At 58.7% G+C, this 23,786-nt stretch carries 17 protein-coding genes and 4 tRNA genes; 2 read left to right on the top strand and 19 right to left on the bottom strand.

Features of this window, described 5'->3' with window-relative positions; all coding sequences use genetic code 11:
* Window positions 1–38: 38 nt before the first annotated feature.
* From GM655_RS17295 to GM655_RS17205, 19 genes are all read right to left on the bottom strand, one after another.
* Window positions 39–1,826, bottom strand: coding sequence for an IlvD/Edd family dehydratase (locus tag GM655_RS17295; RefSeq protein ID WP_155435935.1), 1,788 nt, complete (start codon window positions 1,824–1,826; stop codon window positions 39–41).
* Complete coding sequence (locus GM655_RS17290; RefSeq protein ID WP_155435934.1) at window positions 1,823–2,719, bottom strand: SMP-30/gluconolactonase/LRE family protein; 897 nt, start codon at window positions 2,717–2,719, stop codon at window positions 1,823–1,825. The genes GM655_RS17295 and GM655_RS17290 overlap by 4 nt, the downstream gene beginning before the upstream one ends.
* On the bottom strand, window positions 2,716–3,504 hold the full coding sequence (xylB, locus tag GM655_RS17285; RefSeq protein ID WP_155435933.1) for a D-xylose 1-dehydrogenase: 789 nt from the start codon (window positions 3,502–3,504) through the stop codon (window positions 2,716–2,718). The genes GM655_RS17290 and xylB overlap by 4 nt, the downstream gene beginning before the upstream one ends.
* 11 nt (window positions 3,505–3,515) lie before the next feature.
* A complete protein-coding gene (locus GM655_RS17280) occupies window positions 3,516–4,673 on the bottom strand; it encodes a fumarylacetoacetate hydrolase family protein (protein WP_371866871.1) in 1,158 nt (385 codons plus the stop codon).
* Window positions 4,674–4,782: 109 nt separating this feature from the next.
* The gene (locus GM655_RS17275; RefSeq protein ID WP_229632619.1) at window positions 4,783–5,829 is read right to left on the bottom strand and encodes an aldose epimerase family protein; all 1,047 of its coding nucleotides are present in this window, start codon (window positions 5,827–5,829) and stop codon (window positions 4,783–4,785) included.
* Between the two features lie 2 nt (window positions 5,830–5,831).
* A complete protein-coding gene (locus tag GM655_RS17270) occupies window positions 5,832–7,046 on the bottom strand; it encodes a XylR family transcriptional regulator (protein WP_155435932.1) in 1,215 nt (404 codons plus the stop codon).
* 291 nt (window positions 7,047–7,337) lie between these two features.
* Window positions 7,338–9,248: a SurA N-terminal domain-containing protein gene (locus GM655_RS17265; RefSeq protein ID WP_155435931.1), complete on the bottom strand. Its 1,911-nt coding sequence runs from the start codon at window positions 9,246–9,248 to the stop codon at window positions 7,338–7,340.
* Window positions 9,249–9,441: 193 nt separating this feature from the next.
* The gene (locus GM655_RS17260) at window positions 9,442–10,032 is read right to left on the bottom strand and encodes a PEP-CTERM sorting domain-containing protein (RefSeq protein ID WP_155435930.1); all 591 of its coding nucleotides are present in this window, start codon (window positions 10,030–10,032) and stop codon (window positions 9,442–9,444) included.
* Between the two features lie 198 nt (window positions 10,033–10,230).
* Window positions 10,231–10,307: transfer RNA gene (locus tag GM655_RS17255), tRNA-Asp, on the bottom strand.
* A 22-nt stretch (window positions 10,308–10,329) separates the two neighbouring features.
* A tRNA-Asp gene (locus GM655_RS17250) sits at window positions 10,330–10,406 on the bottom strand.
* A 77-nt stretch (window positions 10,407–10,483) separates the two neighbouring features.
* Window positions 10,484–10,559, bottom strand: a tRNA-Val gene (locus tag GM655_RS17245).
* 50 nt (window positions 10,560–10,609) lie between these two features.
* Window positions 10,610–10,882, bottom strand: a complete 273-nt coding sequence (gene hbs, locus GM655_RS17240) for a non-specific DNA-binding protein Hbs (RefSeq protein ID WP_155435929.1) — start codon at window positions 10,880–10,882, stop codon at window positions 10,610–10,612.
* A 233-nt stretch (window positions 10,883–11,115) separates the two neighbouring features.
* On the bottom strand, window positions 11,116–13,527 hold the full coding sequence (gene lon / locus GM655_RS17235) for an endopeptidase La (protein ID WP_155435928.1): 2,412 nt from the start codon (window positions 13,525–13,527) through the stop codon (window positions 11,116–11,118).
* A 287-nt stretch (window positions 13,528–13,814) separates the two neighbouring features.
* Window positions 13,815–15,083, bottom strand: a complete 1,269-nt coding sequence (gene clpX, locus GM655_RS17230) for an ATP-dependent Clp protease ATP-binding subunit ClpX (RefSeq protein ID WP_155435927.1) — start codon at window positions 15,081–15,083, stop codon at window positions 13,815–13,817.
* 173 nt (window positions 15,084–15,256) lie between these two features.
* The gene (clpP, locus tag GM655_RS17225; RefSeq protein WP_371865907.1) at window positions 15,257–15,874 is read right to left on the bottom strand and encodes an ATP-dependent Clp endopeptidase proteolytic subunit ClpP; all 618 of its coding nucleotides are present in this window, start codon (window positions 15,872–15,874) and stop codon (window positions 15,257–15,259) included.
* A 74-nt stretch (window positions 15,875–15,948) separates the two neighbouring features.
* Window positions 15,949–17,289, bottom strand: coding sequence for a trigger factor (tig, locus tag GM655_RS17220; RefSeq protein WP_155435925.1), 1,341 nt, complete (start codon window positions 17,287–17,289; stop codon window positions 15,949–15,951).
* Between the two features lie 32 nt (window positions 17,290–17,321).
* A tRNA-Leu gene (locus tag GM655_RS17215) sits at window positions 17,322–17,408 on the bottom strand.
* 210 nt (window positions 17,409–17,618) lie between these two features.
* Window positions 17,619–20,720: an efflux RND transporter permease subunit gene (locus GM655_RS17210; protein ID WP_155435924.1), complete on the bottom strand. Its 3,102-nt coding sequence runs from the start codon at window positions 20,718–20,720 to the stop codon at window positions 17,619–17,621.
* Complete coding sequence (locus GM655_RS17205; protein ID WP_371866870.1) at window positions 20,717–21,874, bottom strand: efflux RND transporter periplasmic adaptor subunit; 1,158 nt, start codon at window positions 21,872–21,874, stop codon at window positions 20,717–20,719. Before GM655_RS17205 ends, GM655_RS17210 begins: the two co-directional genes overlap by 4 nt.
* A 156-nt stretch (window positions 21,875–22,030) precedes the next feature.
* On the opposite strand from GM655_RS17205, the gene hpnC reads away from it, so the two are divergent.
* Window positions 22,031–22,873: a squalene synthase HpnC gene (gene hpnC, locus GM655_RS17200; protein WP_155435923.1), complete on the top strand. Its 843-nt coding sequence runs from the start codon at window positions 22,031–22,033 to the stop codon at window positions 22,871–22,873.
* Between the two features lie 65 nt (window positions 22,874–22,938).
* On the top strand, window positions 22,939–23,772 hold the full coding sequence (gene hpnD / locus GM655_RS17195) for a presqualene diphosphate synthase HpnD (RefSeq protein ID WP_155435922.1): 834 nt from the start codon (window positions 22,939–22,941) through the stop codon (window positions 23,770–23,772).
* Window positions 23,773–23,786: the final 14 nt, after the last annotated feature.

Here is a 23,786-nt window from a genome sequence, read left to right as displayed (position 1 = left end):
TGTTATCGTTGTATCTTAATGCCAGTAAGAGGTGCGAGCTAGTGGTTATGGCGCGGCATATCGTGGCCTACTGCGCGATAATTAAGCGCCAGCTCCATGCAGGCCCCAGACTCCAGCTGTCCCACTGTAGCACGGTAGATTTCCTGCCACGGCGTCTGGCTGGGCGGCACCGGTGGCACCGGCTCGCTGGCGCGGCGCTGTGCCATTTCTTCATCGCTCAGCAGCACATCGCAGCGACCCGCATGCAGATCCACCCGCACCGTATCGCCAGTGCGCAGCCAGGCCAGATTGCCGCCAGCCGCACTCTCGGGCGAAGCGTTGAGGATGGACGGGCTGTCCGACGTACCGGACTGGCGGCCATCACCCAGCGTCGGCAAGGCCGTGATGCCCTGCTTGATCAGCGCATCGGGCGGCTGCATATTCACCACTTCGGCCGAGCCGGGCCAGCCTATCGGACCCGCGCCACGGATCACCAGCATGGTCTGGGCATCGATGCCGAGTGCGGGATCATTGATGCGGGCATGGTAGTCGTCGGCGCCGTCGAACACCACCACACGGCATTCGAACACGCCTTCGCGCCCCGGCGTGGACAGATAGCGCCGACGGAAATCAGCCGAAATCACGCTGGTCTTCATGATGGCAAAGTCGAACAGATTGCCCTTGAGGACGAGGAAGCCGGCCTGCGTCTTGAGCGGCTCGGCAAACGGCTTGATCATCTCGCGGTCGTTGCTGGCGCGGCCCTGCAGATTCTGCGCCATGGTCTGCCCCGTCACGGTAGGACGCTCGCTGCGCAGCAGGCCAGCCTGCTGCAGTTCCCACATCACGGCCGGCACACCACCGGCGCGGTGGAAACGTTCGCCCAGATATTTACCGGCCGGCTGCATATTCAGCAGCAGCGGCACGTCGTAACCCACAGCCATCCAGTCCTGCGGCGTAATCTCCACGCCGGCGTGACGCGCCATTGCCATGATGTGCGGCTGGGCGTTGGTGGAACCGCCGATGGCTGCATTGACCACAATCGCGTCGAAGAAGGCCTCACGCGTGAGAATCTGCGAAGGCCGCACATCGTCCTGCGCCAGCCCGACTATGCGGCGCCCCGTTTCATAGGCGATCTGACCGCGCTCGCGGTACGGTGCCGGAATCGCCGAACAACCTGTGAGCGACATACCCAGTGCTTCGGCCAGCGCATTCATGGTCGAAGCCGTGCCCATGGTGTTGCAATGGCCGGCCGATGGTGCCGATGCCGTGGCGATCTGCAGAAACTGTTCGTTGTCGATCTGGCCAGCGGCCAGCTGGCGCCGGCCCTTCCAGATCGCCGCACCGGAACCCACCAGTTCACCATTGAACCAGCCGTCCAGCATCGGGCCGCCGGACAGGACGATGGCAGGCAGATCGAGCGTGGCGGCGGCCATCAGTTGGGCCGGCGTACTCTTGTCGCAGCCGGTCATCAACACCACCGCATCGAGCGGATAACCATGCAGAATTTCCACCAGCCCCAGATAGGCCAGATTGCGGTCGATGGCCGCCGTCGGCCGGCGGCAGTTTTCGAAAGTGGGATGGATAGGGAATTCCAGCGCAATCCCGCCCGCATCGCGGATGCCTTCGCGCACCCGCTTGGCCAGCTCCAGATGGATGCGGTTGCACGGATTGATATCGCTGCCACTCTGGGCGATGCCGATGATGGGACGGCCGGAACGCAGTTCTTGCGCCGTGATCCCGTAGTTCATGAAGCGCTCCAGATACAGCGCCGTCATGTCGATGCGCTCCGGATTGTCGAACCAGTCCTGCGAGCGGTAGCGCCGCGTTTTCTTGTCCTGCTCGCTCATGCGCAGCCTCCCAGTTGCAGTACATGGGCCGGCAGACCGGCGACGTCGCTGTGCAGCGTGAACACGGCACCCGCCAGCGGCTGCTGCGCCAGCGCGGCGGCGGAAAGATCTTTGCGCGCCGTGGTAATGAACACCGTGCGCAGATCCGGCCCGCCGAAAGCCAGCTTGGTGATGTTGGAGCATGGCATAGCGATGCTATCCAGATATTCGCCATCGGCGCTGTAGCGCTCGATCCGGCTACCGCCGAAGATAGCGATCCACACGCGACCCAGCGTGTCGACGGCCATGCCGTCCGGATGGCCACCGCGTCCGGCAAAGCGCGCGAACACGCGTTTGTCATGCAACTGGCCCGCCGCATCAAGGCGGAAGGCAAAGGTCTGCAATCCCAGCGTATCGGTGTGGTACAGCGTCGCACCATCCGGGCTGCAGGCCGGGCCATTGGTGATGATGTAGTTGCTGTCGGCACGGCGCGGCACGCCATCGGCGCCGCAGCAGTACAGCGCGCCAGTCGCCAGCTGCTGGCCGTCATCCATGGTGCCGAACCACAGCCGGCCCTGGGCATCGACATAGCCATCGTTACAGCGGTTGTTAGGCTGTTCCGGTTCGAGCGCGCAATAGTGGGTAAAGGCGCCGCTGGCCGGATCGAAATACTGCAGGCTACCTTTGAGGCCAGCCAGCCAGCGCCCATTCGAGGTGGGCGTGAGAAAACCGATTTGCGCCGGTGCGTCCCAGCTCATGCGGCGGCCACCACGCGCATCGCAGCGATGGATGCGCTGCTGCTTGATATCGACAAAATACACACTGGCGCTGGGCGCGTGCCACAGCACGCCTTCGCCCAGCGTCGCCCCCACTTCCCACAGAGCCTCGGGGGCGCTGTAATCAGGCATACTCATGCTCCGAACCATCCTGCATCCACGTAGTAATTGCGGCCGCTGCAACGGCGCGCGCCATTCGATGCAAGGAACAGCGCCATGGCGGCGACATCTTCCACCTCGACCCGCTCAGACAGGCACTGGCCCGCCAATATGCGCGCCTCCTCGTCCGGCGTATGCCACAGCGCCATCTGGCGCGGCGTGCGCACGGCACCGGGGATGATGCAGTTGACGCGTATGCGGTCCGGACCCAGATCCCGTGCGAGGCCGCGCGTCATGCCTTCGATGGCGGCCTTGGCCGTCATGTACAGGCTCAGGTTCGGCAGTGCCAGATGCCACGAGATCGAACCCAGATTCAGAATCACGCCGCCGCCATCGGCCCGCATGCCGCGCGCCACGGCCTGCGCACAGAAGAACTGGTGGCGCAGATTGACGGCCATGCGCTCCTCCCAGTAAGCCGGCGTGACATCAGCAACAGCATGGCGGTCGTCATTCGCGCAGTTATTAATCAGCACATGGATCATGCCGGCCTGCAGCTCGATCTGCGCCATCGCTTGCGCCACCGCATCCAGATCAGCCATATTGCACGGCAGGTAGACCGGCGGCTGCGGCTGCTGTGCGAGCGCGGCCACCAATTGCTGCGACGCCTGTTCGGCGATGTCGAGGAAGAACACGCGTGCACCCTGCAGGCAGAACGCGCGTACCATTTCTGCGCCTATGCCGCTACCGCCACCCGTGACCACCACCGTGCGCCCGGCCAGTTCCTGATACTGCGGATAGACCAGCGTTTTGTCCGATTGATTCATCGACTACCTTTCTACAGACCGCGTGCGGCCAGATTTTGATACAGGGCACGCAGGCCGAAAGTCCAAGGCGGCAACTGATCGCTGCGCTGCACGCTGTTCTCCAGCGTGCCTAGCGCCGGCGTCGAAATCCGCACCAGATCGCCCAGATGGTGGGTGAAACCCGCTCCGCTCGCATCGCGGTCCTTGGTCGGAGAGAACATGGTGCCGAGGAACAGCATGAAGCCGTCCGGATACTGGTGATGGCGACCACACGCATGCGCTACCAGTTCCAGCGGGTCGCGGCTGATTTCACGCATACGGCTGCTGCCTTGCAGTTCGAAGCCATCGTCGATGCCGCGGATCAGCAAACTCACTTCGGCAGCGCGGATCTGCTCGATGCCGAAATGCTCATCGAACAGGCGAATAAACGGACCGATGGCGCAGGAAGCATTGTTATCCTTGGCCTTGCCCAGTAACAGCGCGCTGCGTCCTTCGATATCGCGCAGATTCACATCGTTGCCCAGCGTGGCACCGACCACCTGACCCTGGCTGTTCACGGCCAGCACAATTTCCGGCTCGGGATTATTCCATTGCGAATCCGGATGCAAGCCTACACTGGCACCATGGCCCACGGCCGACATTGGTTGCGCCTTGGTGAACACTTCGGCGTCGGGGCCTATGCCCACTTCCATATATTGCGACCACAGGCCGCGCGCGATCAGATCGGCCTTGAGCCGCGCCGCCTGTTCCGAACCGGGGCGGATGGCCGACAGGTCGGCACCGATATGGCTCTGGATTTCCAGCCGCAGCGCGGCGGCACGCGATGGATCGCCTTTGGCGCGTTCCTCGATCACGCGTTCCAGCAGGCTGACGGCAAACGTCACGCCACAGGCTTTGACGGCTTGCAGATCGCACGGCGCGAGCAGGCTCACGTCACCATCGCCGGCCGACAGCACGGCATCCAGTGCGCCCAAGCTTACACCGTCTGCGTGGCGCACCACTTCCAGCACGTCACCGCGTTCTAGCAGTTCCGACATGGTCGCTGCCTGCGCGGTTATATCCACCAGCTGGCCGGCACGCACGGTCACCACGCAAGGCCCGATGCCGGCACGCCAGATCCGGCCTACCAGCAACGCCTGCTCACTATCTTCCGGCAATATCGCCAACTTCGCCAACTTAGCATCTGTCACTTGTTTCGTCTCCTGCGTTAGGTAATTTATTCGACGGATCAGATGTTGCCCTGTGTGACCCGCCACGGCAATTACGAAACTCACCAACGGCAGTCATGATTACGCAGAGTTACTGCAAGCTCAGACGATAGATCGTGGTCTGACGGTAAACCTGTCCGGGCCGCAGGATCGCAGCGGCCGCCTGCGGACTATTTAGCTGATCCGGGAAGCTGCCGGCCTCCAGACAAAACCCGTCGTGACGCGTGTACGGCCGTGCCGCATAGCCGCGCACACCATCGAGATTATTCCCGCTATAGAACTGCAAGCCCGGCTCGGTCGTTGCCACCTGCAGACAGCGGCCCGATCCGGGATCAACCACGCGCGCCACTTCGCGCAATGGGCTGGCACGTCCATCGGCACTGCCACGCAGGCAGAAACAGTGATCGAAACCTTGCGCCAGTTGCAGCTGTTGATCGGGCCAGCACAGGCGCGCACCTATCGCCGCTGGGCGGCGGAAATCGAACGCCGTGCCGCTGACAGAAGCGCGCGCAAGCGGGATGCCGCTCGCGTCCGTGGCCATATATTCGTCGGCATCGATCTGCAGCATGTGGTCGCCCACATCGGCTATGCCGCCGTTCAGATTGAAGTATGGATGCGCCGTCAGGCTGATCGGTGTTGCCGCGTCGCTGATGGCCTGATAATCGATGCGCAATGCACCGCGGTCATCTAGCTGGTAGCGCACGCACACCTCTAGCTGGCCCGGAAAACCCGCATCACCGGCGGGCGAAACCAGTCGCAAGGACACGCCATCGTCATCGGCCACGCCTTCCCAGCGCAACATATGGAAACCCTGCGGGCCACCGTGCAAGTGATTGCCCCTGTCGTTGACTACCGTCTGCACCGGCTGGCCATCCAGCTCGAAGCGGCCGGCCGCAATGCGGTTGGCCCAGCGCCCGATAATAGCGCCCAGATAGACCTGATTATCGCGATAAGCTTCATGCTCGGCATAGCCCAGCACCACATCGGCCTGACGGCCATACCGGTCCGGTGCCTTCCACGCAACCAGCGCTGCGCCACGCTCGCTGATGGTCACTTTCATGCCATCGGCGTTACGCAGTTCGAAGAGCTGGTCCTGCGCCTCGGCGTCGGCGCCCGTATCGGCCATGCTGTCTATCATCACTAAACAATTCCTTCATAAGTAAGCGGTGCTGCATGCCGGTCTTCTGCGGCGCGCTGCTGGTAGGCTCGCGGAGTGCAACCGAGTTCGCGCTTGAAGACCAGATGCATATACTGGCTGGAGGTGAAACCGCATCGGAGCGCCACATCGACCAGATTGCAGTCGCCATTCGACAGGATGGCGGTGGCCGCCTCCAGCCGGAAACGCAGTATCTGGTCATGCACGCTGTAACCGAGTTCGCGGCGGAAATAGGCTTCCAGCGAGGAGCGCGAAATCCCCACATAATCAGCCACCTGATCCGTCTTGATGCCCTGACAGGCGTACTGACGGATAAAGTGGCAGGCGCGCATCACATACGGGTGGCGCGTCGCTTCGTGCTTGCTGGAAGCGAGCACATTGATACCGGCCGGCGGTACCAGGATGCAGGTATTATTCAGCCGCACGCCGTGCAGCATCTGGTCCAGCAAGTGCGCCGCCGTACGGCCCATTTCCTGCGCACCTTGAATGACCGAGCTCAGCGGAATGCGCGTGAGCATGCGCGCGAGCGGATCATTGTCGATGCCTATCAATGCCACCTGTTCCGGCACGGCGATACCGGCCAGCATGCAAGCCTGCATCAACTGGCGCGCGCGTGCATCGGTGACGGCGATGATGCCGACCGGCTTGGGCAGGCTATGCAGCCAGCGGATCTGCTGTTCGACTGCCTCGTCCCACGACTGCGCGCTGGTGGCCAGGCCGCGGAAGATCTCCACATCAAAGCGCTCGCGCTGCATCAGTGCCGTAAAAGCTTTCTCGCGCTCCTGGCCCCAGCGGTTGCCGTCCGCTTCGGGCAGCGAGAACAGCGCAAAGTGGCGCAAGCCCGCTTCTATCAAGTGATCGTAGGCCAGCTTGATCAGCTTGAAGTTATCCGTTGCTACGTAAGGCACGCCGCGCGGATAGTCGGCCGGATTGGCATACGAGCCGCCCACTGCCACCACGGGAATCTTGCTTTCGGCCAGAGCCGCAGCCACGGCCGGATCATCGAAATCAGCGATGATGCCGTCGCCCTGCCACTTTTCGATGCCGGGCAGGCGCAGGCGGAAATCCTCCTCCAGAAACAGATCCCACGAACTGCGGGTGCTGGATAGGTAATCCGCAATACCAGTGATCACTTCCCGGTCAAAAATCTTATTCGCGTTAAACAGCAACGCGACGCGATGCGTTTTAGTCGTCGACATGGCGACGGTCTCCTCAACCTTGTATTTTTTATAGGTATGCCTGCATTCTGCCGTGCAAAGGCAGCAGGCTCAATTATGAAAATCACCAAATGGCCTTGCAATTATGCATGGTCACGGTTTGTTTTCTGGCAAACTTCATATGAAAATACACAAGAGATCGGACAACTGACAACAATCTGCAACAGTCAGTCGCGTATCGATAGTTTCATCCGCGCAGAAATGCAAAAAGCCGGCATCTAGCCGGCTTTTTGCACCATCTCGCAAGCGCTCGTGGCGAGCGCCACAACAGACTTACTTGACTTCCACCACGGTCGCCTTGGCGATAGGTTTCAGAATTTTTACTTTTGCTTTTTGCTTCAGCAGTTCGATGTAATCGTGCATTTCCTGCTGTGCCACGATATTGTTGATCTGATCGGCCTCCGCTTTGCGGCGCTCTTCGTCCTGCACCGCCGGCTGCTGCACTTTGCTGATGCGGTACACGCCATACCCCATGCCCGGCACGTCCACACCCACATACGCAGGCAGCTTGGTGGTGTCGGCCTTCATGATGTCCTGCATGGCCAGACCATTGATGCCTTCTGGCTTGGAGCGCGACACCAGCTTGGCTGCAGCGAAGCCGGCCGCATCGCCCGACTTCTTGAAGGCGGCCAACTTGTCGGCGCCGGCCTTGGCCGCCAGCTTGGCAGCTTCTTCCATCGTCACACGCTGACGGATAGCAGCATCTACCTCAGCCAGCGGACGCTTGCTGGCAGGCTTGAATTCGACGATACGGCCCGCCACCAGCGTGCTCGGTGCAGTTTCCACCGCTTCCGTATTACGCTTGCTGCTGATCGATTCGTTCGAGAACAGCGCAGTCAGGAACTTGGCATTGTTGTATGGCGCAGCACCAGCAGCCGGCCCCGGCGTACGGCTCACGTTGACGGCCGATTCGATCTTCAGGCCCAGCTTGTCAGCTACCGGCTTCAGGCTGTCCGCCTGTTCATATACGGTGTTCGAGAAAGTCTCGGCCATTTCCGAATACTTCTTGGCCGCTTTTTGCTTTTTCAGCACAGCCGCCACCTCAGTTTTAACTTCGTCCAGCGGCTTCACCACCGCAGGCTTCAGCGCGGTAACGGTCAGCACGTGGAAGCCATATTCCGACTGCACGGCATCGCTGATCTCGCCCTGCTTGAGCTTCATGACTGCCGCTTCCACTGGTGCTGGCAGCGCACCCTTGGTCACGATGTCGAGGTCACCGCCCTGCTCGGCCGATACGGCGTCCTCCGATTTGGCCTTGGCCACTTTGGCGAAGTCGCCAGGTGCTTTACGCAGCTCGGCCACGATGGCTTCCGCCTTGGCTTTGGCAGCAGCCACTTCAGCAGCGCTCGCGCCTTTTTTGAGTGCCACCAACACGTGCGCAGCACGGCGGCTTTCTGGCGTAGTGAAGCCAGCTTGATTGGCATTGTAATAGGCCGCCACATCGGCGTCAGTCACGCTGATCTGGCCCAGCACGGAGTCGCTATTGAACACCACATATTCGATCTTGGCCTGCTCGGGCACTTCGAAGAACTTGGCGTTCTTGTCGTAGAAGGCTTTGACCATGTCGTCGGTCACTTTGACCTGTGGCACGAAATCAGCCACAGGCAGCAGCAGTTCCTGCACTTCACGCTCTTGCGCGCCGATATCGGACAGGGTCTTTGCCACAGCGCGCGGTGCGAAGCCGGTGGCCTGAATGGCGTTACCCAGTTGCTGCAGGGTCAGATCGCGGCGCAGACGCTGGTCGTACATGCTCGGCGTCATGCCTTGTGCGGCCAGGATGGATTTATAACGTTCCATGTCGAAAGCACCTTCGCCACCGAACTGTTCCTTGATCACGCGCTGCAGCAGCGCGTCGCTCACGGTCAGGTGCGAACGCACGACTTCGGCAGCAATCGCGCGTTCGGCGATCAGTTGGTCTAGCAGATTCTGCTTGAACTCGGGCGTATCGAACATTTTCTGGTCGAACTGGGCGCCCAGACGCTGGCGATAATTATCCAACTGGTTACGCACGGCGTTATCGAATTCCTGCTGGGTCAGCGGCTTGCCATCGATTTTGGCGATCGTATTGGCGTCGTCGCCGAAGCTCTTATAACTACCGATGCCGACGAAAGCAAACGACGGCACGATGATAATCGCCAGGAAAATCTGCATCAGGCGTTGATGGGTACGAATAAATTCAAACATGGTCAGCCAATTCGGATTGAGTGGGACTTGCACATACAAAAAAGGCGAACTCGCGTTCGCCGATTCCAGTTGGCCGATTTTACAGTGCAGCCCCCTCTATAGCAAGTCTAAATCCTTGGCAAAACAGACACATTGCAACGGCCTCAAAAGAAAAGGCCCGCCTGGGCGAGCCTTCCAGATCGGCCGTGCCGAATCAGCCTTGACGGCGACGCCGCGCCACCACGCCCAGCAGGGCCAGACCGCCCAGCAGCATGCCATAGGTTTCAGGCTCGGGCACAGCCGTGACCGTCACGCGGTCCAGCAGCGCGCCCTTCTGATCAGCGCCCTGATCGATAAAGCTGAAGCCTACTTTACCCGTGCCGGTCGCCGTGTAATTCAGGGTAAAAGTCTGGAAGCCGGCCGTATCGGCCAGCGTATAGGTCTGGCTACCGCTACCGAAATTGACCATCACCGTGTCCATGCCTGCGGCACGGTGATTGCCCGCCAGATCAAAGCTCAGCGCATAGGTCATGCCATTGACCACATTGATCGAATTGGCAAAGATACCGGCCTTGTTGGTCGAACCGTCGAGGTCGATATAACGGCCATTGCCGGGTACCAGATCAAAGAAACCGGGCGCCCCGATAATATCGACCGTGCCACCGCTGACTGACCAGCCGCCATTAAAGGCGATCGAATTCAGGCCCAGTGTATCCGTATCAAAATTATCGCTAAACAATGGCGCCGCCTGTGCTGCCGAAGCGCCGAACAAAGCTGCAGCAATAACGATTTTTTTAAAACCCATAATGCACCCCCTATTAAAAATGTTCAATTAAGAACGTGGTTGACGTTCAAACATCTTACAAGGGAGCTAATAAAAGCCTGCGCACGATACGATAAGTTAATTTTCATTTCCGGATGAATAAAAAACCGGCACATTAATAATCGTAGGTACAAAAGAAAAACCCCGTAGCTAATAATTAGCTACGGGGTATCTTGTTCTTGGCGGAGCGGACGGGACTCGAACCCGCGACCCCCGGCGTGACAGGCCGGTATTCTAACCAACTGAACTACCGCTCCTATACGAGTACTGTGGTTTTGTTGGCGGAGCGGACGGGACTCGAACCCGCGACCCCCGGCGTGACAGGCCGGTATTCTAACCAACTGAACTACCGCTCCAGCAAAACACACAAGTTACTACTAACTTCTTATTACTGCATTCTACTACATCTTACTTCTTGCTACTAGCGCCAAACTGGTGGGCGGTGAGAGGCTCGAACTCCCGACCTAAGCCTTGTAAGGGCTCCGCTCTACCAACTGAGCTAACCGCCCAATTTCGCGCTTTGGTGAGCTAGCTAACATCTGCTGCTCACCGAAGTCCGTTAGTTTACAGCATCTTTCAAAGCTTTACCAGCTTTAAATTTAGGAACTTTTGCTGCTTCGATGGTGATCTCTTCCTTGGTGCGTGGATTGCGGCCGGTACGGGCAGCGCGTTCGCTCACCGAGAAGGTGCCAAAGCCGACCAGGGTGACGCTGTCGTTCTTTTGCAGAGTGGTGGTTACGCCATCGATCACCGCGTCCAGTGCGCGAGCCGCAGCCGCTTTCGAAATATCAGCGGTCGCTGCGATATGGTCGATCAATTCAGTCTTATTCAAAGCAATTCCCCGTCACAAAGGTTATATCGTTTTAGCCTGCATGCATGCATTTAACTGCATCTTGCAGGTCTGGAAAAATCTCAGGCCGTATTAAACAAGCCAGCCTGCACTTGTGTCAAGGACTGCACTATAGAAATACTACTCAAAATAACAAACGGGCACTCTAAAAGTGCCCGTTTGTGGTGTTGGCGAGAATTAATCGCCGTTTTGCCTAAGAAATGTGCTTGCGCTAATTAATGCTTCACCACATCCGTCTGGCCATCGGTTTTCGCGGCGGCTGCGGCCACCGCTTCTACCGGCGCCGTTTCCGTCAGCGGTTCAGGCAGACGCTCGAGCGCGATTTCCAGCACTTTATCGATCCAGCGCACCGGCACGATTTCCAGCTTGTTCTTCACATTGTCCGGAATGTCGGCCAGATCCTTGACGTTCTGCTCAGGGATCAGCACGGTCTTGATGCCGCCGCGCTGTGCCGCCAGCAGTTTTTCTTTGAGCCCGCCGATCGGCAGTACTTCACCGCGCAGCGTAATTTCGCCCGTCATGGCCACGTCCGCACGCACCGGTATGCCGGTGAACACCGACACCATGGCCACCGTCATGGCCGCGCCGGCCGATGGACCATCTTTCGGCGTCGCACCTTCCGGCACGTGGATGTGGATGTCGCTCTTCTCGAACACTTCGTTCTTGATGCCTAGGCGCTGGGCACGGCTGCGCACTACCGTACGTGCCGCTTCGATCGACTCTTTCATCACGTCGCCCAGCGTACCGGTGCGGATCACACCACCCTTGCCCGGCATCGACACGGCTTCGATGGTCAGCAGATCGCCACCGACTTCCGTCCAGGCCAGACCGACCACCTGACCGATCTGGTTATCTTTCTCGGCCACGCCGAAATCGTAACGGCGCACACCGAGGAATTTATCCAGATTTTTCGAAGTAACGGCGATCTTCTTGTCGGACTTCTTCAGCAGCAGCATCTTCACGACCTTGCGGCAGATCTTCGACACTTCACGCTCGAGCGAACGCACCCCGGCTTCGCGCGTGTAGTAGCGGATGATGTCGCGCAGTGCCGATTCGGCGACCGAAATCTCGTCCTCTTTCAGACCATTGTTCTTGATCTGTTTCGGCAGTAGATAACGCTGGGCAATGCTGGTCTTCTCATCTTCCGTGTAGCCGGACAGGCGGATCACTTCCATACGGTCCAGCAGTGCCGGCGGGATGTTGTACGAGTTCGAGGTCGCCACGAACATCACATCGGACAGATCGAAATCGACTTCGATGTAGTGGTCCGAGAACGTATGATTCTGTTCCGGATCGAGCACTTCCAGCAGAGCCGAAGAAGGATCGCCACGGAAGTCCGCCCCCATCTTGTCGATCTCGTCGAGCAGGAACAGCGGGTTGCGCACACCAACCTTGGCCAGCGATTGCAGCACCTTGCCCGGCATCGAACCGATATAGGTACGGCGGTGACCGCGGATCTCGGCTTCGTCACGCACGCCGCCCAGCGCCATGCGCACGAACTTGCGGTTGGTAGCGCGTGCAATCGACTGGCCCAGCGAAGTCTTACCCACGCCCGGAGGACCGACGAAGCACAGGATAGGCGCCTTCAGCTTGTCGACGCGCTGCTGCACTGCCAGATATTCGAGGATACGTTCTTTGACTTTTTCCAGACCGTAGTGGTCGCCTTCGAGCACTTTTTCAGCGTTCGACAGATCGTTGTTGACCTTGGACTTTTTCTTCCATGGCAGGCTGACCAGCGTATCGATGTAGTTGCGCACCACCGTCGCTTCGGCCGACATCGGCGACATCAGCTTGAGCTTTTTCAGCTCGGCATTGGCCTTGTCGAGTGCCTCTTTCGGCATCTTGGCCGCGGCCACTTTCTTTTCCAGCTCGTCCAGATCGGCGCCGTCTTCGCCCTCGCCCAGTTCTTTCTGGATGGCTTTGACCTGTTCGTTCAGATAGTACTCGCGCTGCGATTTCTCCATCTGGCGCTTGACGCGGCCACGGATGCGCTTCTCCACCTGCAGGATATCGAGCTCGCCTTCGAGCTGGCCCAGCAGATGTTCCAGACGCTTGGTCACGCTGAAGATTTCCAGGATCACCTGTTTCTGTTCAAGTTTCAGCGGCAGATGGGCAGCCACGGTATCAGCCAGGCGGCCGGCATCGTCGATGCCCGACAGCGAAGCGAGGATTTCCGGTGGGATTTTCTTGTTGAGTTTGACGTACTGGTCGAACTGCTGAACGATGGCGCGGCGCATCGCTTCGATTTCCGAATCGTCGCCCTGCTCGGAATCGAGCGGCGTCAGATCGGCCACGAAGTGGGCCGGCGTATCAGTAATGCGGTTGATGCGTGCACGCTGAGCGCCTTCCACCAGCACCTTGACGGTGCCGTCCGGCAGTTTCAGCATTTGCAGAATATTGGCCACGCAGCCGATTTCATAAATATCGGCAGCAGAAGGTTCGTCCTTGGCAGCGGCTTTTTGGGCGGCAAGCATGATGCTCTTGCCTTGCTCCATTGCGGCTTCCAGCGCCTTAATCGATTTTGGGCGTCCTACGAACAGCGGTATCACCATATGCGGGAAAACTACAACGTCCCGCAACGGCAATAACGGCAGTTGAGTTTGCTCAGTTAATTTGGAAGTTGTCATGGCGTACCTTATGTGAAAGCGTGTTTATGATGTGGGCGCGAAGATCCAGATCACAAGACCGTCATCGTCAATTTGTTCTTATATACAAAGAATATTTCCGAATAACGATAAAACTCTAAGAGTGATAAACAGCGCGTAAATAAAAAAGCCACGCGTGACAAACGATGCTGTCACGAGTGGCTTTCCGTTTGAAGCCTGCGTACTCTTATTGAGTCAAATTGTACCGCCTTGCCCCGCAGATGCGAAATGAAATTTGTCGAAGTGCGCGGCAAGTGTGCACAAGTTAATTAATTCTCACCAGAGGCTTTGGCGGCTTCTTCATAAATCAGCAATGGTTTCGCGCCGCTGGTAATCGTATTTTCATCGATGACTACTTTGGTCACATTGCTTTCATTCGGCAATTCATACATGGTGTCGAGCAGCGCATGTTCGAGTATCGAACGCAGGCCGCGCGCACCCGTCTTGCGGGCCAGTGCTTTCTTGGCGATCGCATGCAGAGCAGCCGGACGCACTTCCAGTTCCGCGCCTTCCATGTCGAGCAGCTTGGCGTACTGTTTGACCAGTGCGTTCTTAGGCTCGACCAGAATCTGGATCAGCGCTTCTTCCGTCAGCTCGGCCAGCGTGGCCACGACCGGCAGACGGCCCACCAGCTCAGGGATCAGGCCGAACTTGATCAGATCTTCCGGTTCCGCTTCCTGCAGCACGTCGGACGCGCTACGCTCTTCCTTGCTCTTCACGGTAGCCGAGAAGCCGATGCCGGATTTTTCCGAACGCTCGGAAATTACCTTGGCCAGGCCGTCGAATGCACCACCGCAGATGAACATGATGTTGGTGGTATCGATCTGCACGAAGTCCTGATTCGGATGCTTGCGGCCGCCTTGCGGTGGCACGGAAGCCATGGTGCCTTCGATCAGCTTCAGCAGCGCCTGTTGCACGCCTTCGCCCGACACGTCGCGCGTAATCGAAGGGTTGTCCGATTTGCGCGAAATTTTGTCGATCTCGTCAATGTAGACGATGCCGCGCTGGGCTTTCTCGACGTCGTAATTGCAGCTTTGCAGCAGCTTCTGGATGATGTTCTCGACGTCTTCGCCCACGTAACCGGCTTCGGTCAGCGTGGTCGCGTCGGCAATCACGAACGGCACGTTGAGCATGCGCGCCAGCGTCTGTGCCAGCAGGGTCTTGCCGGAGCCGGTAGGACCGACCAGCAGGATGTTGCTCTTGGCCAGTTCGATGTCGTCTTTCTTGCCCAGATGCTTGAGGCGTTTGTAGTGGTTGTACACCGCTACCGACAGGATGCGCTTGGCGGTCTGCTGGCCGATCACGTACTGGTCGAGCAGATCCTTGATCTCGGATGGCGTCGGCAGATCCGACTTGGCGCCCGTGACCGACTCGATGGCCGAAGTTTCATCACGAATGATGTCATTGCACAGATCGATGCACTCATCGCAGATGAAGACCGATGGGCCGGCGATAAGTTTCTTTACCTCGTGCTGACTTTTGCCGCAAAACGAGCAGTACAGTAATTTTTCGCCGCTGGAGGTTTTTTTGTCTGACATGGGGCTTTATCTAAGAGTTACAGTAGGATGCATAGTCGCTGGTGAAGTTGCCTAAACCTTAATTTAACTTCCCTAACACTATACATCTACCTGATATGCTACCTGAAATAAAAACGAAACGCCCGAACGATGGATCGCCCGGGCGTCTGTTTAGCAATGCTGTACTGGATGCATCAAGCCCGGTTGGTCAACATCTTGTCGATCAAGCCGTACTCTACCGCTTCTTCCGCCGACATGAAACGGTCACGATCCGTGTCTTTGGCGATCTGTTCCACGGTTTGCCCCGTACGTTCCGCCATGATCGAATTCAGACGGTGGCGCAGATACAGGATTTCCTTGGCCTGGATTTCGATGTCCGAAGCCATGCCTTGCGAGCCACCCGAAGGCTGGTGAATCATGATACGCGAGTTAGGCAGCGAGAAACGCTTGCCCTTGGCGCCAGCGGCCAGCAGGAAGGCGCCCATGGAGGCGGCCATGCCGGTGCACAGCGTCGACACATCAGGCTTGATGAACTGCATGGTATCAAAAATCGCCAGACCGGCCGATACCGAGCCACCAGGAGAATTGATGTAGAGCGAGATGTCCTTGTCCGGATTTTCGCTTTCCAGGAACAGCATCTGGGCGACGATCAGGTTGGCCATCTGGTCGTGCACAGGGCCGACCATGAAAATGACCCGTTCCTTCAGCAGGCGCGAGTAAATGTCATACGAACGCTCGCCGCGACCGCTTTGTTCGACCACCATCGGCACGAGGCCGAGCATTTCAGTGTCCAGCGCTGGATTACGGTTCATACCAGTCATTCTATTTCCTTGTGAAGCAGCATAAAGCCGGAGTTGGCATCTTACCGCATCCGGCTTTTTCTGTATTACGCTTGAGCGTTGCTTCCCATCAGCTCGTCAAAGGCTACATCCTTGGACGAGGTTTTCGACAGGCCCAGTACGTAGTTGACGACGTTTTCTTCCAATACAAGGGCTTCGACTTCCGCCAGACGACGACGGTCGCTGTAGTAGTACTTCAGCACTTCGCGTGGATCTTCGTAGCTTTGGGCGAAGTCTTCGATCTGGGCTTTTACCTGTTCAGGCTGGGCTTGCAGATTGTTTTCGTTGACCAGTTGCGACAGGATCAGGCCCAGACGTACGCGACGTTCGGCTTTGTCTTTGAACAGTTCTGGTGGGAATGGTACGTCTTTCACGTTCATGCCGCGCTGCGCCATGTCCTGACGGGTCATTTCGGCCAGACGCTCGGTGTCCTGAGCGATCAGCACTTCTGGTACGTCCAGCGTGGCGGTTTTCACCAGCGCTTCCATCACGGCTTCTTTGTTGCGTGCTTTCACACGGCCAGCCACTTCACGTTCCAGATTGACTTTGATGTCTTCGCGCATTTTAGCTACGTCGCCATCGGCTACGCCCAGCGATTTAGCGAACTCGGCGTCCACTTCTGGCAGGTGGGCCCATTCCAGTTTTTTCAGGGTGATGGTGAACGAGGCGGTTTTACCGGCCACGTCTTTACCATGGTAGTCCTCTGGGAAAGCCAGTGGGAAGGTCTTGGCTTCGCCCACTTTCAGGCCGACGGTCGCGGCTTCGAATTCTGGCAGCATGCGGCCTTCGCCCAGTACGAAAGCGTAGTCGTCCGCTTTACCACCCGGGAATTCTACGCCGTCGATCGAACCAACGAAGTCCACGGTCACGCGGTCGCCGTTGGCAGCGATTGCTTCGCCGCCGTCGCCGTGCTCGCCAGCTTCACCTTTGGTGTGGAAGTGCACGCGCTGTTTGCGCAGAATATCGATGGTCTTGTCGATTTCGACTTCCGACACGGCCGCTTTCACGGTCTCGATTTCTACGGTGGTCAGGTCGCCGATCACGACTTCTGGGTACACTTCGAAGGTAGCGTCAAAGCTCAGCACGCCTTCAGCCGAACCTTCTTTAGGTTCGATGCGTGGGTAGCCGGCAACGCGCAGTTGCGCTTCGTTAGCAGCGTCGTTGAACGCACGGCCAACTTTATCGTTCAGCACTTCGGTTTCGATCTGATAACCGTATTGTGCGGCGACCATTTTCAGAGGCACTTTACCTGGACGGAAGCCCGGTGCTTTAGCCGTTTTGGCTTGCACTTTCAGGCGCTTCTCAACTTCAGCGCGGACCTCGGTCAGCGGGAAGGAGATCGTGATACGACGTTCAAGTTTGCCCAAGGTTTCGACTGCAGTTGCCATGTAAAAATCGTCCAAAAAATTAGTAATACTGTTGGTGCGAGGAGGGGGACTCGAACCCCCACACCATTGCTGGCGTCAGGACCTAAACCTGGTGCGTCTACCAATTTCGCCATCCTCGCGGCTTGTTTGCACAAAAGCAAAGGGCGATCCGTAAGTGAAAACGGTCGCCCTTTTCCTGCGTGACCGGTAGAAATCCGCAGGAGCTTTCAACTTCAACGCGGTATTCTAACGGGTTTTTCGGCGGAATGTGGTGATTTTTATTAGCTCACCAACATTCCACTGGGTTTCAGCCCGGTTTTGCATATTTCATAGGCAAAACCGGGCTGTTTTCAGGCTTTTCCGGCCACCCCTTGGGGCTTTTTGACACGGAACCAGGCCGCATACAACGCCGGCAGGAACAACAGCGTCAGTGCCGTCGCCAGTATCAGGCCGCCCATGATGGCCACCGCCATCGGCCCCCAGAACACGGAGCGCGACAAGGGGATCATGGCCAGCGCCGCGGCGGCCGCCGTCAGAATGATAGGACGGCAGCGCCGTACGGCCGATTCCACCACCGCATCCCAGGGCTCGGCACCGCCGGCGATATCCTGCTCGATCTGATCGACCAGGATCACCGAGTTACGGATGATCATGCCGAACAGCGCGATGATGCCCAGATTGGCCACGAAGCCCAGCGGACGCCCCAGCAACAGCAGCGCCATCGCGGCTCCGGCCACGCCCAGCGGCCCCGTCAGGAACACCAGCAAGGCGCGCGAGAAGCTGTGCAGCTGCAGCATCAGCAAGGTGAAGATGATGAAGATGGCCAGCGGCAGATTGGCAGAAATCGATGCTTCGGCCGAACCGCTGTCAGCAGCCGCGCCCTTGACCCGGATGTCATAGCCGGCCGGCAGTTGCTCGCGCAGCGCCTTGAGCTTGGGTTCGATCTGGCTGGACACGGTAGGCCCCTGGATGTTGTCGCCCACGTCAGACTGCACGGTAATCGCCCATTCGCGCCCTTCGCGCCACACCACGCCCGGCTCCCAGACAAAATGCGCACGCGCCAACTGACTCAGTGCCACCGATTTGCCGCTCGCGGTGGGAATATTCGTATTGTTCAATACCGTAATACTGTTGCGTTCTTCCACAGGCTGACGGATCTGGATATCGATCAACTTGATGTCCTCGCGGAATTGACCGATGGTGGTGCCCGACAGCACGGTGTTGGCAGCCCGCATCACCGTCTGCGAACTCACGCCCAGCGCACGCATGCGGTCCTGATCCAGATCGAGGCGCAACACCTTGATGGATTCATTCCAGTTATCATTGACGCCCACCGTATTCGGGTTGGCGCGCATGATGTCCTTGACCTGATCGGCAATCGCGCGCACCTTGGACACTTCGCCGCCCGTGACACGGAACTGCACGGGATAAGGCACAGGCGGGCCGTTAGGCAGCAGCTTGACGCGGCCACGCACTTCGGGAAAATCGTGCTTGAACACGTCGACGATTTTCTCGCGTAAGGCCGAGCGCGCCTGCAGATCCTTGGGCAGCACCACGATCTGGGACACATTCGATTGCGGGAAAATCTGATCCAGCGGCAGATAGAAACGCGGACTGCCCGTACCCACATAACTGGTGTAGCTGACTACCCCATCCTGCTGACGGATAAACGCTTCGAATTTCTTCACCTGGGCTTCATTGGCCGCATAGGTCGTGCCTTCCGGCATCCACATTTCCACCATCAGCTCGGGGCGGCTGGAATCCGGGAAGAATTGCTTCTCGATGAAGTTGAAACCGTACACGCCGAGCGCAAAAATCAGCATGGACGCAACGATGGTGGTCTTGCGGAATTCCACGCACCAGTTGACCATCGCGCGGAAACGGCGGAAACCCGGTGTATCGAACAGCTCGTGGCCATGGTCGCCGGCCGCATGCGGCTTGACCTTGAGCAGCACATAACCGATGTAAGGCGTGAACACCACGGCCACCACCCAGGAAATCACCAACGCCAGCGCATTCACGGAGAACAGCGAGAAGGTGTATTCACCGGCGGCCGACTTGGCCAGACCGATGGGCAGGAAGCCGGCCACCGTAATCAGCGTACCGGTCAGCATCGGAATCGCGGTCGAAGTATAGGCATAGGTGGCAGCATCGAAGCGCGACATGCCCTCTTCCATCTTGCGCACCATCATTTCGACGGCGATGATGGCGTCGTCCACCAGCAGACCCAACGCGATAATCAGGGCGCCCAGCGAGATCTTGTGCAGATCGATGTCGAGCATGCGCATGCACAGGAAAGTCACCGACAACACCAGCGGGATGGTCAGCGCCACCACCAGACCGGGGCGCGCATCGAGGCGGAACGGTTTGCTATGCAGACCGAGTGCCACAAAGCTCACGGCCAGCACGATCAGCACGGCTTCGATCAGCGTATGGACGAACTCGCCCACCGACGCTTTGACAGCTTCCGGCTGATTGGATACGCGCTCGAGCTCGATACCTACGGGCAGCTTGGCTTTCAGCGCTGCCACCTTGGCTTCCATATTCTTGCCCAGCACGATGATATTGCCGCCCTTCTCCATCGACACGCCCAGGCCAATCACGGCCTTGCCGTTATAGCGCATGGTATTGCCGGGCGGATCCTGATACTCGCGCTTGATGGTAGCGAAATCACCGAGCCGGAAGGTGGTGCCATTGGCACGCAGCTCGAGATTTTCCAGATCTTTCAGCGTTCTGAGTGCCCCCGTCACGCGCACCTGCAGATTATCGGTCGGCGTGACCAGCACACCGCTGGCTTCCACCGCATTCTGGGTCGCGATCTGGTTGGCGATCACCTCGATCGGCACGCCGAGCTGGGCGAATTTGTGGTGCGAGAACTCGATATTGATTTTCTCGTCCTGCACGCCGAACAGCTCGACCTTGGAAACCAGCTTCACACCCAGCAACTGCTGACGCACAAAGTCAGCGTAGTCCTTCATTTCGGCATAGGTATAGCCATCGCCGGACAGCGCGAAGATGGACCCATAGGTATCGCCGAATTCATCGTTGAAGAACGGCCCTTGCACGCCGCCCGGCAAGGTGCCGCGGATGTCGCCTATCTTCTTGCGTACCTGATACCACGCTTGCGCCACCTCCTTGGGTGGTGCCGATTCGCGCAGTTTCAGCATGATGGTGGTCTCGCCAGGCTTGGAATAGCTGGTGATTTCATCGATGTCCGGCGTTTCCTGCAGCTTTTTCTCGAGCTTGTCCGTCACCTGCTCGGCCATCTGCAGCGAGGTAGCACCCGGCCAGATGGCCCGCACCACCATCATGCGGAAGGTGAACGGCGGATCTTCATCCTGGCCCAGATTGCTGTAGCTGAGCATGCCGCCTATCAGCAGCACGGCGATCAGATAACGCGTCAGCGGAATATGTTCGAGCGCCCAGCGGGAAAGATTGAAGCCGCCCTTCATTTAGCGCTCCCCGCCTGCACCGCAGCACTGGCGCTGGCCGCCGCACCAGCCCCGCCGGCGGCAGGCAGATCCTGGCCCAGTATTCTGACCTGCTGGCCCGGCTTGAGCAGATTCACGCCGGCCGTCACCACCGTCTGGCCGGCCTTGACGCCAGTGGCCAGCACGATGTCGTTGCCGACGGCGCCACCCACCGTCACCGGCACCAGCTTGACGGCATTGCGTTCCACCAGCCACACCGAAGTCGCCGATTTTTCATAGAACAGTGCCGTCAGCGGCACCTTGATCTGCGGTGCAGCCGTCTTGGCATTGAACTGCACCACGGCCGTCATGCCCAGCTTGGCATCGTCCAGCGTATCGGGGATAGTGACCTTGACAGTATAAGTACGGGTGGCCGCATCGGCCACCGGAGAAATTTCGCGAATCTTGCCCGGCACCGAACGCTGCGGATCAGCCCACAGGCGGATCTGCACATCGGACACGCGGCGCAGGCTATCCACCTTGTCTTCCGGCAGGCCGATCACGACTTCCTTTTCGCCCTGTTTGGCCACCCGCACCACGGGCGTACCGGCCGCCACCACCTGCCCGACTTCCGCATCCACGGCCGTCACCACGCCATCGATATCGGCTACCAGCGCGCTGTAGCCTGCCTGATTGGACTGGCCACGATAAGCGGCATGGGCAGCATCGACATTGGCTTGTGCGGCCTTGAAGCCGGCATCCTTGGCATCGAGCACGGCAGCACTGACGAAGTTCTTGGCGCGCAATTCCTGGTAGCGCTTGAGTTCAGCCTGGGCCAGATCACGATTGGTTTCCGCCGAGCGCAGTCCGGCCAGTGCCTGGGCCTGGGCCAGCTGCAAATCCTGCGGGTCCAGCTGCATCAGCACCTGGCCTTTTTTCACCACCGTACCTACATCAACCTTGCGCGCGACGATTTTGCCGCCCACGCGAAAACCGAGGCGGGACTCTACTCGGGCCCGGACTTCGCCAGAAAATTCGGCATCGACGGCCACATCATCGGCGGCCAGCACCATGGCACGCACAGGGCGCACTTCTTCCGTCTTCTCGGCAGGTTTGGAGCAGCCCGCCAGCACGGCGACCGCAAATGCAACAATAGTTAGGGGGTAGATCTGGCGCAGTCTGGTGAAGGCGGTCACGGTTTCTTCCTTTAGCTTGCTCTGGAGTGTAGATGGCACTAAGATTACGATTTGGAAATTAATGACTTTCCGTTAATTTATTATAAGCCGAGCCCATCTGTTTGCAAATGACTTTGGCGTCATTAATTTTAAATTCTGCTTTTAGGCTTCGCTTTTATGTCGGTTGACCACTACGAAAATTTTCCCGTTGCCTCAATTTTGTTGCCCGGCCGGCTAAGGCCCGCTGTTGAAGCCATCTATGCCTTTGCCCGCAGTGCCGACGATCTGGCCGATGAAGGCGAGGCTACGCCCGAGCAACGGCTGGCCGATCTGAACGCTTACGAGGCGGAACTGGCCCGCATCGATGCGGGCGCCGATAGCGACGAGCCCATGTTTGCCCGCCTGGCCGCCACCATCCGCCGTCATGAACTGCCGATCAAGCCGTTTTATGAACTGCTGTCCGCCTTCAAACAGGATGTGTTGGTCAGCCGCTACCAGACGTATGACGCCCTGCTCGACTACTGCTCGCGCTCGGCTAATCCGGTAGGCTACCTGATGCTGCACTTGTATGGCGCCGCTGATGAGGAGAACGTGCGCGATGCCGATGCCATCTGCACCGCCCTGCAACTGATCAATTTCCTGCAGGACGTGGCCGTCGACCTGCACAAGGAACGCATCTACATTCCGCTGGAAGACTTGAACCGCTACGCCATTTCGCCGGCCGCGCTCGATCATCCGAGTGCGCGGCCGCGCTGGCGCTCGATGATGAAGTTCGAAGTGGAACGGGCCCGTGCCCTGATGCTGAGCGGCGCGCCGCTGGCCCTGCGCCTGAAAGGCCGCATCGGTTTCGAGCTGCGCATGGTAGTACAGGGCGGCCTGCACATCCTCGACGCCATCGAAGCGGCCGAGTACGACGTGTTCCTGCACCGCCCCAAGCTGGGCAAGCGCGACTGGCTGCGTATCTTCTGGGCGGCCGTGCGCATGAAAAAGCAGATGCGCCTGATGTATGGCCTGGCCTGAAGCCCCACAGGCCAGTCCATAACCGATAGAATAGCGGCTTCAAAGTCATTCTTGCTTTTTTATCCATGTCTCCCGACGACTACTGCCAGCAAAAGACCGCACAAAGCGGCTCCAGTTTCTACTACAGCTTTCTGTTCCTGCCGCCGGAACGTCGTCGTGCCATCACTGCCCTGTACGCTTTCTGCCGCGAAGTGGATGACACCGTGGATGACTGCACGGATGAATCGGTAGCCCGCATCAAGCTGGCCTGGTGGCGCAAGGAAATCGCCAATATGTATGCGGGCCAGCAGAGCCATCCGGTTACGCTGGCGCTGCAACCCCATCTGGCCCAGTACGATCTCAAGCAGGAACACTTGCAAGCCATCATCGATGGCATGGAAATGGACCTGAACCAGACCCGCTACCTCGATTACGCCGCCCTCAGCAAATACTGCTGGCATGTGGCCAGCGTGGTGGGCATCCTGTCGGCCAGCATTTTTGGCGCGACGCGTCCGGAAACCCTGCGCTATGCGGAAAAGCTGGGCCATGCTTTCCAGCTCACCAACATCATCCGCGATGTGGGCGAAGATGCGCGCAAAGGCCGCATCTACCTGCCCATCAACGAGCTACAGCAATTTAACGTCACTGCCGCCGACCTGCTCAACGCGCGCCACAGCGAGAAATTCGAGCAGCTGATGGCCTTCCAGACTGCCCGTGCTCAGGCTGCCTACGATGAAGCCTTTGCCCTGCTGCCCAAGGAAGACCGGCGCGCCCAGCGGCCCGGCCTGATGATGGCGGCCATCTACCGCACCCTGCTGACGGAAGTGGAAGCGGACGGCTATCACGTGCTGACCCAACGCATCTCGCTCACGCCCATCCGCAAACTGTGGCTGGCGTGGAAGACCTATATCCGTGGTTAAGCCCGTAGTGGAAC

It is taken from the genome of Pseudoduganella danionis (assembly GCF_009720775.1).
Classification (GTDB): Bacteria; Pseudomonadota; Gammaproteobacteria; order Burkholderiales; family Burkholderiaceae_D; genus Rugamonas; species Rugamonas danionis.
Note: the sequence above shows the minus strand (reverse complement) of the source record. Positions and strands in the feature narration are given on the sequence as shown.